The 17,228-nt window shown below is 29.6% G+C and carries 15 protein-coding genes and 1 other annotated feature; all 15 genes read left to right on the top strand.

Annotated elements, in window-relative coordinates:
- Window positions 1-18: 18 nt before the first annotated feature.
- Complete coding sequence (gene nadD / locus J7G74_RS09205) at window positions 19-708, top strand: nicotinate-nucleotide adenylyltransferase (protein ID WP_297134449.1); 690 nt, start codon at window positions 19-21, stop codon at window positions 706-708.
- A 1-nt stretch (window position 709) separates the two neighbouring features.
- Window positions 710-1,279, top strand: a complete 570-nt coding sequence (gene yqeK, locus J7G74_RS09200) for a bis(5'-nucleosyl)-tetraphosphatase (symmetrical) YqeK (RefSeq protein WP_297134447.1) — start codon at window positions 710-712, stop codon at window positions 1,277-1,279.
- Window positions 1,280-1,459: 180 nt separating this feature from the next.
- Window positions 1,460-1,810 (top strand): ribosome silencing factor, encoded by a 351-nt coding sequence (gene rsfS / locus J7G74_RS09195; protein WP_297134444.1) that lies wholly within the window; start codon window positions 1,460-1,462, stop codon window positions 1,808-1,810.
- A gap of 36 nt (window positions 1,811-1,846) precedes the next feature.
- Window positions 1,847-2,036, top strand: a binding site (T-box leader).
- Window positions 2,037-2,151: 115 nt separating this feature from the next.
- A complete protein-coding gene (gene leuS / locus J7G74_RS09190) occupies window positions 2,152-4,572 on the top strand; it encodes a leucine--tRNA ligase (protein ID WP_297134441.1) in 2,421 nt (806 codons plus the stop codon).
- 135 nt (window positions 4,573-4,707) lie between these two features.
- Window positions 4,708-5,091 (top strand): RidA family protein, encoded by a 384-nt coding sequence (locus J7G74_RS09185; RefSeq protein ID WP_297134438.1) that lies wholly within the window; start codon window positions 4,708-4,710, stop codon window positions 5,089-5,091.
- A 170-nt stretch (window positions 5,092-5,261) separates the two neighbouring features.
- The gene (locus J7G74_RS09180) at window positions 5,262-6,527 is read left to right on the top strand and encodes a cation:proton antiporter (RefSeq protein WP_297134436.1); all 1,266 of its coding nucleotides are present in this window, start codon (window positions 5,262-5,264) and stop codon (window positions 6,525-6,527) included.
- Between the two features lie 177 nt (window positions 6,528-6,704).
- Window positions 6,705-7,550 (top strand): Cof-type HAD-IIB family hydrolase, encoded by an 846-nt coding sequence (locus J7G74_RS09175; protein ID WP_297134434.1) that lies wholly within the window; start codon window positions 6,705-6,707, stop codon window positions 7,548-7,550.
- A gap of 143 nt (window positions 7,551-7,693) precedes the next feature.
- Window positions 7,694-9,109: a sigma-54 interaction domain-containing protein gene (locus J7G74_RS09170; protein WP_297134432.1), complete on the top strand. Its 1,416-nt coding sequence runs from the start codon at window positions 7,694-7,696 to the stop codon at window positions 9,107-9,109.
- Between the two features lie 204 nt (window positions 9,110-9,313).
- Window positions 9,314-10,363 (top strand): 2,4-diaminopentanoate dehydrogenase, encoded by a 1,050-nt coding sequence (gene ord, locus J7G74_RS09165; protein ID WP_297134430.1) that lies wholly within the window; start codon window positions 9,314-9,316, stop codon window positions 10,361-10,363.
- Between the two features lie 46 nt (window positions 10,364-10,409).
- Window positions 10,410-10,718: a 2-amino-4-oxopentanoate thiolase subunit OrtA gene (ortA, locus tag J7G74_RS09160; protein ID WP_297134427.1), complete on the top strand. Its 309-nt coding sequence runs from the start codon at window positions 10,410-10,412 to the stop codon at window positions 10,716-10,718.
- Window positions 10,711-12,141, top strand: a complete 1,431-nt coding sequence (gene ortB / locus J7G74_RS09155; RefSeq protein WP_297134424.1) for a 2-amino-4-oxopentanoate thiolase subunit OrtB — start codon at window positions 10,711-10,713, stop codon at window positions 12,139-12,141. The genes ortA and ortB overlap by 8 nt, the downstream gene beginning before the upstream one ends.
- 76 nt (window positions 12,142-12,217) lie before the next feature.
- Window positions 12,218-12,592: an ornithine aminomutase subunit alpha gene (locus J7G74_RS09150; RefSeq protein ID WP_297134422.1), complete on the top strand. Its 375-nt coding sequence runs from the start codon at window positions 12,218-12,220 to the stop codon at window positions 12,590-12,592.
- Complete coding sequence (gene oraE, locus J7G74_RS09145; protein WP_297134420.1) at window positions 12,586-14,790, top strand: D-ornithine 4,5-aminomutase subunit OraE; 2,205 nt, start codon at window positions 12,586-12,588, stop codon at window positions 14,788-14,790. The genes J7G74_RS09150 and oraE overlap by 7 nt, the downstream gene beginning before the upstream one ends.
- Window positions 14,790-16,199 (top strand): GlmL-related ornithine degradation protein, encoded by a 1,410-nt coding sequence (locus tag J7G74_RS09140; RefSeq protein ID WP_297134418.1) that lies wholly within the window; start codon window positions 14,790-14,792, stop codon window positions 16,197-16,199. Before oraE ends, J7G74_RS09140 begins: the two co-directional genes overlap by 1 nt.
- On the top strand, window positions 16,184-17,228 hold a 1,045-nt coding region (orr, locus tag J7G74_RS09135), incomplete at its 3' end, for an ornithine racemase Orr (RefSeq protein WP_297134416.1). The genes J7G74_RS09140 and orr, both read left to right, overlap by 16 nt.

The raw sequence follows: 17,228 nt of genomic DNA, 5'->3' as shown, positions 1-17,228 counted from the left end.
ATAAAAAGGAGAATAAAAATGAGGATTAACGATATAGTGCATAAATCTATATTGAAAAATAACGAAAAGCTAGCTAATTTTATGGATAATGCTGACAAATTAAAAATAGGAATTTTAGGAGGAACTTTTGATCCTATACATTATGCTCATTTGGCAACAGCTGAGTTTATTAGATGTAAATATAATTTAGATAAAGTTATTTTCATACCATCTGGTAACCCTCCTCATAAATTTTGGAATATAACAGATAAAAAAGATCGTTATAATATGGTATTATTAGCTACAGTAAAAAATGAAAATTTTGTGGTTTCTGATATGGAAATTGAGAAAAATGGAAAGACTTATACTGTAGATACATTGAGGGAGTTAAAAAGAGTATATCCAACATGCGAATTATTTTTTATAACAGGAGCAGATGCTATATGCGACATAGAGGCCTGGAAAGATGTTGCAGAAAATTTTAAATTAGCTACGTTTATAGCTGCTACAAGACCAGGTATAAGTTTGCTTAGAGCTCAAGATTATATTGAAAAACTTGAGAAAAAATATAATGCAAAAATAATAAACGTATATGTTCCATCTTTGGATATATCGTCTACATATATAAGGGATCAGTTAAAACAAGGTAAGTCAGTTAGGTATCTAATACCAGAAAATGTGGAAACATATATAAAAGAAAAATGTTTATATAATTATGGAGTTGAATAAATTGAATTATAAAAATATAGAAGATAAATTAAAAGAGATGCTTCCTGAAAAAAGATTAAAGCACTCTAGAAGTGTATCCCAGTGTGCTGTCAAATTAAGTAAAATATATGATTGTGATATTGAAAAAGCTAAAATAGCTGGCTTAATACATGATTGTGCAAAATATTTTAATGATGAACAAGTTGAATACAGTATTAAGAAATTTAATATAAAACTAGATCCTTTAGAAGAAAATAACCTAGCTTTATCTCACAGTATTATAGGTTCATATATTATTAAGGATGTATTTAATATTGAGGAAGAAGATATTATAAATGCTGTAAAATATCATACAACAGGTAGAGAAAATATGACACTTCTAGAGAAAATAATATATATGGCAGATTTAATAGAAGATGGGAGAAAGTTTCCTTTGGTAGATGAGCTAAGAGAATTAACTTATGGCGGGAAATTAGATGAAGCTTTATTATTATCTTTTAATAATACTATCAAATATGTTATTGAGAGAAATCAACTAATACATCCAAGAACTGTAAGTGCTAGAAATTATTTATTAAAGGAAATACAATAATATATAATAAAACTGTAAAATGTTAATTATCTGATTATAATAAAAACTATTAGATTTCAATTATATAGTCAAATATTTTAGCATAATATAGATAAATTTTAGGTAATTTTATTTGTATATATAATTGAATATTTGTGTTATAATATCTAAAGTACTTTTAAAAACGAAAGGAGACAGAAAATGACTGTTGAACAGATGACAAAAATTGTATACGATGCAATTGATGATAAATTAGGACAAGACATATCAATAATAAATATAGGAAAAGTATCAAGTCTTTGTGATTATTTTGTAATAGCTACAGCTGGATCAAGTAGACAAGTAAAAGCTATAGCTGATAATGTACAAGATGCTTTAACTGAACAAGGAGTAGAGCCAAGAGCAAAAGAAGGATATGATACGCAAACTTGGATATTACTTGATTATGGTGATGTAATTGTTCACATATTTAATGAAGAAACTAGAGGATTCTACAACTTAGAAAAGTTATGGAAAGATGCTCCATACGTTGATGTTGACACTTTAGCATAAAAGTGCTAATATTATAGGAAAATAAATAATACATTCAAATAAGTTAGAGTAGTAGGAAATTTTGTTTATTACAGAGAGCTAGTGGTTGCTGAAAACTAGTATAAACTATTTTTGAACTTGCTAGCATAAAATTATTTGGCCGTAGTTGGCATAAAGACTATCTAAGAGAGTTTACATATGTAAACTAATTAGGGTGGTACCGCGAATATATATCCTCGTCCCTAAACGTGAAGTTTAGGACGGGGATTTTTTAATATATATAAAACAAAGTAAAATTTGTTAAATTGGATAAAATATTATCTATGGAAATTATTTCAATAAATTAACTAAGGAGGTAAATAATGAGCGTTTACAATTTTAAACAAATTGAAAAGAAATGGCAACAAAAATGGGTTGAAGATAATCAATATAAAACTAACACAACTGATACTTCAAAGCCAAATTATTATACTTTAGAAATGTTCCCTTATCCATCTGGGAAAATACATATGGGACACGTTAGAAACTACTCTATAGGTGATGTGGTAGCTAGATTTAAGAAAATGGAAGGATATAATGTACTTCACCCAATGGGATGGGATTCATTTGGTTTACCAGCTGAGAATGCTGCTATAAAACATGGAATACATCCACATAAATGGACTATGGAAAACATAGAAGACATGAAGGGACAATTAAAATTATTAGGTCTTAGTTATGATTGGGAAAGAGAAGTAGCAACTTCTACGCCAGAATACTATAGATTTACACAAGAAATATTCTTAAAATTTTTAGAAGCAGGACTTGCATACAAGAAGAAATCTTTCGTTAACTGGTGTCCATCATGTGAGACTGTTCTTGCAAATGAGCAAGTTGTTCAAGGTCAATGTGAAAGATGTGATACTATAGTTGTTAAGAAAGACTTAGAACAATGGTATTTCAAAACTACTGCTTTTGCAGAAGAACTACTAAATGATTTAGATAAATTAGATGGATGGCCAGAAAAAGTTAAAACAATGCAAAAAAACTGGATAGGAAAATCAGAAGGTGCTGAATTAGTATTTGATGTAGATGGAACTGATAAATCTATGACAGTTTATACAACTAGACCAGATACTACTTACGGTGTTACATTTATGGTTTTAGCTCCAGAAAGTGAATTAGTTCAAGAGTTAGTTGCAGGGACTGAATATGAAGCAGATGTAAATGCTTTTATAGCTAAAATGCATACTAAAACTGAAATAGAAAGAACTTCTTCTGATGTTGAAAAAGAAGGTATGTTTATAGGTAAATATGTAATAAATCCAGTAAACGGTAAGAAAATACCAGTTTGGATAGCAAATTACGTATTAGCTGATTATGGTACTGGTGCAATAATGGCAGTTCCGGCTCATGATGATAGAGATGGTGATTTTGCTAAGAAATATGATTTAGAAGTAATACCAGTTATAGATGAAGATAATAAAATGATAAATTCAGAAGAATTTAATGGTATGGATGCTTCTGAAGCATTTGAAAAAATAGTTGAAAAACTAGCTAAAGACAATAGAGGTAAAAAGACTACTAACTACAGATTAAGAGACTGGTTATTATCTAGACAAAGATATTGGGGATGTCCGATACCAGTTGTTTACTGTGATGATTGTGGAATAGTACCAGTAGATAAAAAAGATTTACCAGTATTATTACCAACAGATGTAGAATTCACAGGAAAAGGAGATTCTCCACTTACAACTTCGCAAGAATTTAAAACTACTCCATGTCCACACTGTGGAAAAGAAGCAAGAAGAGAAGTTGATACTATGGATACTTTTGTAGATTCATCTTGGTATTTCTTAAGATACATAGACCCTAAAAATACTGAGGAACCATTTAGTACAGAAATAGTAAATAAATGGATGCCAGTTGATCAATATATAGGTGGGGTAGAGCATGCTATAATGCACTTACTTTATGCTAGATTCTTCGTTAAAGCGTTTAAATCAATGGGAATGGTTGATTTTGATGAGCCATTTAAAAACTTATTAACTCAAGGTATGGTTTTAATGAATGGTAGCAAAATGAGTAAGTCTAAAGGAAATACTGTATCACCTCTTGAAATAATAGACGAGTATGGTGCAGATACGGCTAGATTATTTGTATTATTCGCAGCTCCACCAGAAAGAGATTTAGACTGGTCTGAACAAGGTGTTGAAGGATGTTTCAGATTTATAAATAGAGTTTATAGATTAGTAGATGAATTAGCTGAAATAGCTAAATCTAATGCAGAAGTAAAAGCTGTAACAAAAGAAGATAAGGCTATGAGATTAGTTATACATTCAACGCTTAAAAAAGTAACTGCTGATTTAAGTGAAAAATTCGGATTTAATACTGCTATAGCATCATTAATGGAATTAATAAATGAAATGTACAAATACAAAGAATTAGATACTAGAAACGAAGGAATAATAAGAGAAGGTATCGAAACTATAGTAACAATCTTAGCACCGTTTACTCCACATGTTGGTGAAGAATTATGGACTATGATAGGTAAAGAAGGTAGTGTATTTGATATAAGTTGGCCTAAATATGATGAAGCAGCTTTAGTTCAAGATGAAGTTGAAGTAATTGTTCAAATTAATGGGAAATTAAGAGCTAAAATATCTATGGATGCTAATATATCAAAAGAGGATATGGAAAAAGTAGCTTTAGAAAATGATAAAGTTAAAGTAGCAATAGAAGGTAAAAATGTAGTAAAAGTTATTGCTGTTCCTAAAAAACTAATAAACATCGTTGTAAAATAGATTGATAATATGATTAGAAAAAAATGGCTAGATATCTAGCCATTTTTGATGATTTTACATAAAAAAAGGTGTATAATATTAAAGGTAAACATTACACAAAATTTTAGAATATGAAATTTTAGGAGGTAACATAACATGAAACATGAAGTAATACATACGAATAATGCACCAGCTGCTATAGGTCCATATTCTCAAGCAGTAAAAGCTGGAAACTTATTATTTATATCAGGACAAGTTCCTTTTGTTCCAGAAACAATGGAAATAGTAGAAGGAGATGTTAAAGCTCAAACAGCTCAATCTTTAAAGAATTTACAAGCTATATTAAAAGAAGCAGGAGCTGATTTCTCTGATGTAGTTAAAACTACAGTTTTCATAAAAGATATGAATGAATTTGCTCAAATAAATGAAGTTTATGCTGAATACTTTGGAGAAAACAAACCAGCTAGAGCTTGTGTAGAAGTTGCTAGATTACCTAAAGATGTAAAAGTTGAAATAGAAGTAATAGCAGTAGTTGAATAATACTTTAATATGATGTAAAAAAATAATTTAATATGTGTTAAATAATAATTTAACGTAACACAAATTTAACAAAAATGACCATTATAAATGGTCATTTTTGTTTTATAATAGAATATAGTTAAATTATAAAATTTGAAAGGTCTTTCAGTATAAGAAGGGGAGATGATGTTATGGAGACCTCAATACATGCAATAGCGTGTAATCAATTATTAATTCTTTTAGCTACTATAGCTATAACAGGGATTATATGTAGTAAAGGTAGTGAATTGATAAATATACCTGACGTAGTATTATTCTTAATTGTTGGTATCTTGTTAGGACCATCAGTATTTCATATGATTGACATAAGTCAATTTCAATTGGAAAATCAATTAATATTAACATTTGGATCTGCATTTATTTTATACCTAGGGGGGAAAGAAGTCAGTTTAAAGGTACTAAAAAATGTTAAGGTTACAGTAATTTTATTATCAACTCTAGGGGTAGTAGTTTCAACATTTTTAATGGCAAAGTTTATAAGTTTTAGCTTTGAAGTAAGTTTTATAACTTGTTTATTAGCTGGTGCTATAGTAGCATCTACAGATCCAGCAACAATAGTACCTATATTTAATCAAGTTAAGATAGATAAAAAGGTTAAACAAACTGTAATAAGTGAGTCAGCATTAAATGATGCAACAGGAGCTATACTAACAGTTGCTATTTTATCTATTATTCAAGGAGATAATTTCTCTTTGGAAGGAAATTTATATAGTCTTTTTATGATGACTATTATAGGTATAATTATAGGTGTAGTTACTGGGCTTACTCTATTATTTTTAGTAAATGATAGCCCGAAAGGAATTTTTAAAGAATATACTCCTATTATATCCATACTGTCAGTTATAATAGCTTATGAACTATCAACTTACTTAGGTGGAAGCGGGTATATGTCTTGTTTTATTGTCGGTTTGATAACAGGTAATAAACGAAACTTCAAGTTATGGCTAAGTCAAAAATACTATGATGCTGACTGCAATGTTGTAGAAACATTAGGAACTATATGTAGAATGTGTATATTTATAATACTAGGTAGCCAAGTTCAATTAGATATTTTATTTAAATATTTTGTACCATCACTAATAACAGTATTGGCATTTATTTTTATAGTAAGACCAATAGTTGTATTAGTATGCGCTTTAGTAGATAGAAAAGCTAAGTGGAATAAGAATCAATTATTATTTATGATGTGGGTTAGAGAAACAGGCGTTATACCAGCAGCTCTTTGTGGTATAATAACAACTATGAAATTACCAGGGTATGAAATTATTTCTTCCATAGTTTTTATGACAATATTGATAACTTTAATACTTCAAGGTAGTACTACTAAGTTAGTCGCTAAAAAATTGAAATTATTAGAAGATGATGAAGTGGTAAGTGAAGTCACTCAAGATTTATAAAAAATATTAACACATAAATTTAATATAAAAATATAATGAAATAGTATAAATAATTAATTATTTATACTATTTTTTTGAAAATATTTTTAATATAAATAAATATTATTATAAAATTAGATTTAATTTATTTATGATAAAATATACAATAGATAAATATTTAAAAATGAGGTAATATGCATGAATAATTATAAGATGATAGTTACAGATATGGATGGTACAGTGTTAGGTACAGACAATAATATTACAGAAGATAATAAAATTGCATTAAAGAAAGCAGAAGATATGGGGATAAAAGTAGTTTTTGCAACAGGGAGATTTCATGAATCAGCTAAAGTTCATATAGACTTTTTAGAAGAGAAGATGCCTATAATTTCATCTAATGGGTCTATAATAAAAAATCCTATAACTGATGAGGTTTTATACTGTAATTCTATAGCTCAAGATAAATGTATACAAATAATAGATATATTAGATAAATATCATTTAAAATATCAAATTTATACAGATGAGATAGTGCTTCAAAAATATGATACTGAAGAAGAAAAACAAATAATTATAGATTTTATAAAAAAAGTATTTTCAGATAAGTGTGAAATCATATTTAAAAAAGATTTGAAGGAATCTATAAAAAATAAAAACATATTAAAATTTAATTTAATGGAACTTGATAGAGTTGAATTAATAGATACGGTAAGAAAGGATTTGAATAAAATTGATGGTGTTGAAATAACTTCATCTTGGAAAAATAATTTAGAAATTATGGCTGAAGGAAGTACTAAAGGTAAGGCTGTAGAATTTCTTTCTAATTTATTAAATATTAATATGGAAGAAATTGTTGCTTTTGGTGATAATTACAACGATGTTAGTATGATAGAAGTTGTAGGAACTGGTGTTGCTATGGGTAATGCAGAAGAAGGTGTAAAAAATATAGCTGACTATGTCACAGATACAAATAGTGAGAGTGGTGTAGCAAAAACTATTGATAATTTAGTCTTTAAAAGTTTATTAGAGTATAATAATTGATGTAGAGGTTTTATACCTATTTTATATAAAATATTGATTCAAAAATATATCACACATAAAAAAATCATAATATGTGATAAAATAAATATATAGAGTGTTTTAATTTTTTTATTATTATTTATTTTTGTGTTGGGGTGATAAGGTTGAATCAAGAAATATATTTTAAGATAATGGATAAAATATTAAAAAACATCGATGAGGGAGTACATTTTGTTGATAAAGAAGGAAAGACTATAATCTACAATGATTCTATAGAAAAAATGGAAAAAATGAATAGACATGATATTTTAAATAATTCATTTTTTGATGTAGTGGATAAAATGAAAATAAATAGAAGTACATTAGTAGAAGTTCTGGAGAAAAAACAAATCATCAAGGATAATATACAAAAATATTTAGATAAAAATGGAAAAGAAATAACAACAATTAATACAACAATACCAATTGAGATTAAAGGTGAATTTATAGGAGCACTTGAAATATCAAAGGATGTAACTGCTATAGAGGATTTATCAAATGAAGTTATAAAAAATAAAGAGTACCCAATTAGTAAAATGAGTAATAAACAAAAGAAAGGATATGAATTCGATGATATTCTGGGTGAAAGTAGCTCAATGAAAGAGGCAATATCAAGATCTAAGAGAGCTTGTAAATCTGATGCATCAGTCTTTATATATGGTGAAACTGGAACAGGTAAAGAGCTAATTAGCCAATCAATTCACTATGGAAGTAATAGAAAGAACTATCCGTTTATAGCACAAAATTGTGCAGCTTTACCAGAAGCATTATTTGAAGGTATACTTTTCGGAACTACAAAGGGTGGATTCACTGGAGCCATAGATAGACCGGGTTTATTTGAACAAGCTAATAAGGGAACATTATTATTAGATGAGATAAATTCTATGCCTATGATGTTACAAGCTAAATTATTAAGAGTTTTACAAGAAGGTTATGTAAGAAGAGTTGGAGGAACTAAAGATATACCTATAGATGTAAGGGTTATTGCAACGACAAATGAAAGTCCATCAGTTATTTTGAATGAACATAAAATAAGAAAAGACTTATATTATAGGCTTAACGTAATACATATAGAAATTCCTCCACTTAGAGATAGGGAAAATGATATCCCTATATTATGCAAAAAGTTTATTACAAAGTACAATAAGAAGTTAGAGAAAAATGTAGCAAGTATCTCAGATGAAGCTATAAGGATTTTGAATAATTATGATTGGCAAGGGAATGTAAGAGAATTGGAAAATACTATTTATTCTACTATGAGTATGATGGAGGATGATATACAAATTGAAGCAAGTATGATTATTCTAAATGACTATTATAATATAAAAGAAGAAAAAGAAAATAACAATTATTCTTTACATGATTTAGAGAATAAGACACTTGATAATATTATTAGTGATATAGAAGAGAAGTACATATATAAATCATTGGAAAAGACAGGTTATAATATAACCAAAGCTGCATTAATCCTAGGTATGAATAGACAAAACTTACAGTATAAAATGAAAAAATACAATATTAAAAATTTTAATAGATTATAAAAGAGCAAAATTTTTTTCTAAAGGGCAAAAATTATTGCTCTTTTTTTATTAATTAGAAAAATATTACTTGTTATTTATGAAAAAACATAATGAAATGGTTATAATTTCAATATTCTAATAATTATTTATTTTCATTCTAAAGTTGGCATGATTTATGCTTTAAATAATTAGTAAATAATATAAATATTTTAGGGGGATGTATATATGAGAAAAGTAAGAGTTGGAATATGGGGATTTGGAGCTATGGGAACAGGAATGGCAAATATGATTCTAAAAAAAGAAGGAGTAGAAATAGTATCTGTTTGTAGTAGAAGTACCTCAGGAAAAAGTATGTATGATGTTTTAGGAATTGAAAGAGGGGAAAGACAAGAAGTTATTATTAATGGAAATTATGAAGAAGCTTTTAAAGAAAAAAGTGCAGATGTTGTTTTATTAGCAACGGATTCATTTACTAAAAAAGCTTTTGATAAAATAATGTTTTTACTAAATAGAAAGATAAATGTTATATCAACAGCAGAACAAATGGCATACCCACAAGCTGCTGATCCAGATTTAGCTAAACAAATGGATAAAGCGGCAAAAGAGAATGGGGTAAGTGTACTTGGAACAGGAATAAATCCAGGGTTTGTATTAGATTTACTAGTATTAGCGCTTTCAGGAACTTGTGAAGAAGTTGATAGCATAAAAGCTAAGAGAGTAAATGATTTATCACCATTTGGAAAAGCAGTTATGGTAGAACAAGGTGTTGGTGTAAGCAAAGAAGAGTTTATAAAAGGTGTAGAAAATGATACTATAGCAGGTCATGTAGGATTTGTAGAATCAATAAATATGATAGCTGATGGGGTAGGATGGAAACTAGATAAAATAGAACAAACAAAAGAACCAATAATGACTACAGTAAATAGAAAATCTAAGTACGGAGAAGCTTTGGCTGGAAATGTTGCTGGATGTAGACAATGTGGATATGGATATGTAAACGGAGAAACTTTAATTGAAATGGAACATCCACAACAAATAATACCTGAAGCTGAAGGAACTAAAACAGGAGATTATATATCAATAAAAGGAATACCAAATATTGATCTACAAATAAATCCTGAAATACCTGGAGGAGTAGGTACTTATGCGATGATAGTAAATTCTATTCCATTAATAATAAATGCTAGACCAGGTCTTAAAACTATGTTAGATATACCGGTGCCTAGAGCAATAATGGGTGACATAAGAAATCAAATAGAAGTTGAGTTAGATTAAGAATCAAAATTAAATAAAAAATAATAGTTAATGAGGGGATGAAAAAATGGACGCTAAAGTTAATGATTGGGTTATTATACACAATATAGTGCTAACTCCAGAAGAAAGAGCTCCACAAGTTCCAGACGATACTAAGAAAGTACCATTAGAAATGTGGGTTAAAGGATTTATACAAAAAGATGCTTATATAGGAGATTTAGTAGAAGTGAAAACTATTACAGGCAGACTTGTAAAAGGTAATTTACTTAAAGTAAATCCATACTATACTCATGATTATGGCAAATGTATACCAGAGTTACTCCAAATAGGAATACAGGCTAAAGAAATATTATTTGGAGGTGTAGATAATGAATAATACAGCATCAATTAAAGATATGAGTTACCAAGCAGTTATGGGGAGAAATAATGAAATAATGAAAAATGCAATTGGATTGGACTACTCATCTTTTGAACAAGAAGGAATAGGATTTGATTATGAAAAAATGATGAGTGGAACAGGATATACATTACAAGATATTGAAGCTATTCAATCGCAATATGCTGTAGGAAATACTCCTATAATAGAGCTTAAAAATTTGACTAAGTTAGCTAGAACGTGTGCACTAAAAGGTAAAGGAGCTAGAATTTTCATAAAAGATGAAGCTATGAATGCATCTGGTAGTTTTAAAGCACGAAGAGCGGCTACCGCAGTATACCATGCTAAAAAAATGGGATATAAAGGTGTAATAGCAGCTACTAGCGGTAACTATGGTGCAGCAGTAGCATCTCAAGCAGCAATGCAAGGTTTAAAATGCATAATAGTCCAAGAATGTTATGATTCTAAAGGTGTAGGTCAGCCTGAAATTATAGAAAAAGCAAGAAAATGTGAAGCATACGGAGCAGAAGTAGTTCAATTAACTGTTGGACCAGAATTATTTTATACATTCTTAGTTTTATTAGAGGAAACAGGATATTTTAATGCATCATTATATTCACCATTTGGAATTGCAGGTGTGGAAACTTTAGGATATGAGTTAGCTATTCAATTTAGAGAAAAATATAAACAAGATCCAGATATAGTTGTTTGTACAAATGCAGGAGGAGGTAACCTTACTGGAACTGCAAGGGGATTAATAAAAGCTGGCGCACTTAATACAAAAGTAGTAGGAGCTAGTGTTGATTTAAAAGGATTGCATATGGCAAGTGATAATCAATTTAATAAAAAATCATTTACAACAGGACATACAGGTTTTGGGATACCATTTTGCACATGGCCTGATAGATCTGATGTACCTAGATCTGCAGCTAGACCACTTAGATATATGGATAGATATGTTCTTGTAAAACAAGGTGAGGTTTTCTATACAACTGAATTACTGGCTCAATTAGAAGGTATTGAAAGAGGTCCTGCAGGGAATACATCTTTAGCAGCAGCATTTTCTTTGGCTCAAGAATTAAATGAAGATCAAATAATAGTAGTGCAAGAGACTGAGTATACAGGTGCGGGCAAACACATATGTCCACAACTTACTTTTGCAAGAGAAAATGGAATAGATATAAAATTTGGAAATCCTAGAGAAGAAGTTGCAGGAGTAAACTTAATATTACCGGAAAGGCCAGAATTATTAAAATGTGTTGATGTTGATATGGATAAAATTAGAAAATCATTTATAAAAAATTGTATATCTCATAATAATATTGATGAGGTTAATGAACTAAGTAATCAAGATATAGAGTTCTTAATGAAAGAAACAAAAAGCTCAAGAGATTTTGTTGTTGATGTTTTAAATAACTTATAATAATTATTATTTTTTATTGTAAGGAAATAAATAGGTAAAAAATTCACTTGAAGTGATGTGGATGGGGGGATTATTTATGAAAAAAAGAGATGATGATTTTCAATCTAGAAGAAAGCATCTTCAAGAGTTAAGTGATGATGAGTTAAAAGAAAGATTTTGGAGTTTAGCTAGTCAGATAGTAGATCCAATGATAGAACTTGGTAAAAAAAATACAACACCATCGATAGAAAGATCTGTTTTATTGAGAATGGGGTTCTCTTCTCTTGAAGTAAAACCTATTTTAGAAGGGGTTATGGAAAGAGGTCTTATAGGTAAAGGTGCAGGACATGTGGTTTATAAGTTAGCTAAATCTAAAAATATAAATGTTAGAGAGGCTGGTTTATTATTAGTTAATGGTGAATGTTGGGATGAAGTTACAGATTTATTTAGAGAGGGGGTAGAATCATGTTAAAGGAAAATAAAAAGTTAGATATAGACTATATATTAAAAGATTTAGATAAATATAAACCTAAAAGAAGAGGATGGGTATGGAGAGAACATGTTGAAAAACTTGAAATGGGACCATTTGAATATAAAGAATGTACGAAACCTTTAGAAAATAGTGTAGGTTTACCATCATCTAAGTATTTTAATAACATAGACCCCCAACCAAGTCCAGTCATAACTACTGAAATAGCTTCTGGTAGATTTGAGGATGATATAAGAAGAATGAGAATGGCAGCTCATCATGGTGCTGATCACTTAATGGTTATTAGAACTGCAGGACAGTCACATTTTGATGGACTTATAGAAGGTACACCTCAAGGTATTGGGGGAGTTCCGATAACAAGGAAACAAGTAAGAGCGCAAAGAAAAGCTCTTGATTTTATAGAAGAAGAAGTCGGAAGACCTATAAATTACCACTCATATGTAAGTGGTGTTGCTGGTCCTGAGGTAGCAGTAATGTTTGCTGAGGAAGGAGTTAATGGAGCACATCAAGATCCACAATATAATGTACTGTATAGAAATATAAATATGGTAAGGTCTTTTGTAGATGCTTGCGAAGCTAAAAAAATCATGGCTTTTGCTAACATGGCTCAAATAGATGGAGCACATAATGCTAATGCTACTGCTAGAGAAGCTTGGAAGGTAATGCCTGAACTTATGGTTCAACATGCTTTAAACTCTATATTCTCAGAAAAAGTAGGAATAGACAAATCTAACATATGCTTATCAACAGTTCCACCAACAGCTCCTCCAGCACCATGCTTAAGAATAGACCTACCTTATGCTGTTGCACTTAGAGAATTATTTAGTGATTATAAAATGAGAGCGCAAATGAATACTAAATATATGGAATCATCAACCAGAGAAGCAACAGTTACTCATGTATTAAATTTATTGACATCAGTTTTAACTAGAGCTGATATACAATCAACTATAACACCGGATGAAGGAAGAAATGTACCTTGGCATATATATAATATAGAAGCGTGTGATACAGCTAAGCAAGCCTTAGTTGGCATGGATGGTCTTATGGATATGATAGAACTTAAAGATGTGGGAGAATTAAGAGATAAAGCAAGAGAACTTAAAGAAAGAGCAGTATTATATATGGAAGAAATACTTGAAGTAGGTGGATATTTTGAGTCTGTAGAACAAGGATTCTTTGTTGATTCAGGAAATTATCCAGAAAGAAATGGAGATGGAATATCTAGGAAAATAAAAGGTGGCGTTGGAGAAGGTACTGTTTATGAAAGAGATGAAGATTATTTGGCGCCTGTAACTGCTCACTTCGGATATAACAATGTTGCTCAATATGATGAAAGTGCTATAGATAATCCATCAGTATTAATAGACGGATGCACATTTGAAAATCCAGAGAAAATAATATATATTGATGAACTTGATGATTTTGACAATGTGGAAAATCGATTGGAAGAATCACAAGAGTACAGAAATGGAACTAAAATCAAGCCTGAAATGGAATGGTGTGCAGATGGAATTGTAATGATAACAATGATGCTTCCTACTGATAAAAGAACAGCTGAGTTTGCAGCTCTTGAATTTGGCAAAAAAATGAACTTACAAGAAGTAGAAGTTATAAGTAGAGAAGTTATGCATGAATCTGAAGGAACTAGGATTGAAATGAAGGGAAGAGTTCCATTTGATATAGATTTAAAAGACTTAGTAATACCGGAAGAACCTAAAGTATTAACTGATGAAGAAATAAGAGCAGATATAGAAGAAAAGCCTATGAAAATAGTTGCAGCTACAGTTGGAGAAGATGAAAACTCAGTTGGCTTAAGAGAAATAATAGATATAAAACATGGTGGTATTGAAAAATATGGTATAGAATGCCATTATATGGGAACTTCTGTACCTGTAGAAAAATTAGTAGATGCAGCAATTGAGCTGAATGCTGATGCAATACTTGCATCTACAATAATAAGTCATGATGATATTCATTATAAAAATATGAAGAAATTAAATGATTACTGTATAGAAAAAGGTATAAGAGATAAAATCATGATTGCTTGTGGAGGCACACAAGTAACACCTGAAATAGCCGTTGAACAAGGAGTAGATGCTGGGTTTGGAAGAAATAGCAAAGGTATACATGTAGCTACTTTCTTAGTTGAAAAAAGAAGAGAAATGAATAATCAATAATGGAAAATAAAAAATCTTCTTTAAAAATAGATGTGTTGGTGGCTGAAATTGGAAGTACTACCACAGTAGTAAATGCTTTCCAAGATATTGACTCTGATAATCCTATATTTTTAGGTCAGGGTCAATCTCCAACAACAGTGTTTGAAGGTGGCGATGTAAGAAATGGCTTATCAGGTGCTATTAAAGATTTGGCTAATAAATTATCTGTAGATGATATAGAGTATAATGATATGTTTGCAACTTCTAGCGCAGCAGGTGGATTAAAAATGACTGTTCATGGATTAGTTTATGATATGACAGTAAAGGCAGCTAAAGAAGCTGCTTTAGGAGCTGGAGCAGTAATCCGTCAAGTAACATCAGGTAGAATTAAAAGGACTGATTTAAATAAAATAAAAGAAATAAATCCGAACATAATTTTAATTGCTGGTGGAGTTGATTATGGTGAAAGAGATACTGCTATTTATAATGCGGAGATGATTGCTTCTATGAATTTAGGCATACCAGTTATATATGCAGGTAATATTGAAAATCAAGAAGAAATAAGGCTAATATTTGAAGATACGAATTATAAGCTTTATATAACAGAAAATGTATATCCTAAAATAGATTTATTAAATATTGAACCTACAAGAAAAATAATTCAAGATGTATTTGAAGAGCATATAATTACGGCACCAGGAATGAAGTATATTAAAAACATGGTTAATGAAAATATTACTCCTACTCCAGGAGCTGTGATGGAAGCCTCTAAACTTTTATATAAAAATATTGGAGACTTATTAACTATAGATGTAGGTGGAGCTACTACTGATGTACACTCTGTTACAGGTGGAAGTGATTATATCAATAGAATTTTAATTAATCCTGAACCTGTATCGAAGAGAAGTGTTGAAGGAGATCTAGGTGTATATGTAAATATGAAAAATATAGTAGAAGTTATAGGAAAAGATAATTTACAAAATGAATTATCTATGGATATTGACTCTATAATAAATAATTATCCACCAATACCAAACTCAAAAGAAGAAATACTATTTGTAGAGAGGTTGACAAAAGAAGCTGTTATAAAAGCGATGCTAAGGCATGCAGGGAAAATAAGAAATATTTATGGAACTAGTGGAAAGAGTAAAATTGCAGAAGGAAAAGATTTAACAGAAGTAAGATATATAGTTGGTACAGGGGGAGCGCTTACTAGACTCCCTGGTAGAATTCAAATACTAGACTATATAACTAGATATAATAAAAATAAGGAATTACTATTTCCAAAGGAAAAAACAAGGATATTGATAGATAATGACTATATTATGGCATCTGTGGGTGTTTTATCTAAAAAATATGAAAAGGCATCTCTTGAGCTCATGCTAAAAAGTTTGAAGTTTGAGGAGGAAAAATTATGTACCCTAGATTAGAAATAGATATAGATAAATTAAAACATAATGCTAAAATAATTTCTCAAATGTGCCATGAAAAAAATATAAATATAGCTTTTGTAACTAAATCATTTTGTGCGCAAAAAGAAATAGTAGAACAAGTATGTAATGAAGGAATAGATTATATAGCAGACTCAAGAGTACAAAACTTGAAAAAATTACAAGATATAAATTTACCTAAAATATTGCTTAGAATACCTATGATGAGTGAGTTGGAAGAAGTTGTTGATTATTGTGATATTAGTTTTAATTCAGAATTAGAAACTATAAAGAAATTAAATGCACTATGTGAAAGTAAAAATATTATTCACAAGATAGCTATTATGTTTGACTTAGGAGACTTACGAGAAGGATATTTTTATGAAGAAGAACTATTTAATAGTATAAGAGAGATATTAAGATTAAAAAATATCAGAATAGTCGGAATAGCCACAAATTTAACTTGTTATGGAGCAATTATACCATCTAGAGAAAATACAGGTAGGTTGGTAAGTATAGCACATAAGATAGAAGATGAATTTGGAATAAATTTAGAAATAGTATCTGGAGGAAATTCAAGTTCTATAGATTTAATGGTAAATAATAATATGCCAGAAGGTATCAATAATTTGAGAATAGGTGAATCTATAGTACTTGGCAGAGAAACAGCATATGGTAAGAAGATACAAGGAACATATCAAGATGCATTTAAATTAGTATGCCAAATAGTTGAATGTAAGGAAAAACCATCGTTTCCTATTGGTGAAATAGGAGTGGATGCTTTTGGAAACAAGCCTGTTTATGAAGATAGGGGAATTTTAAAAAGGGCAATCATAGCTATAGGTAAACAGGATATAAATATTGACTCTTTGATTCCAATGGACGCTCATATAGAAATATTAGGTGCAAGTTCAGATCATATGATATTAGATGTAAGTAACACAAAATATGACTATAAGGTAGGTGATAAAGTAGAATTTTTATTAACTTATGGAGGTCTAATGTCATCTAGTACGAGCGAATATGTTT

The organism is Terrisporobacter sp. (assembly GCF_017888745.1).
Lineage (GTDB): Bacteria > Bacillota > Clostridia > Peptostreptococcales > Peptostreptococcaceae > Terrisporobacter.
Note: the sequence above shows the minus strand (reverse complement) of the source record. Positions and strands in the feature narration are given on the sequence as shown.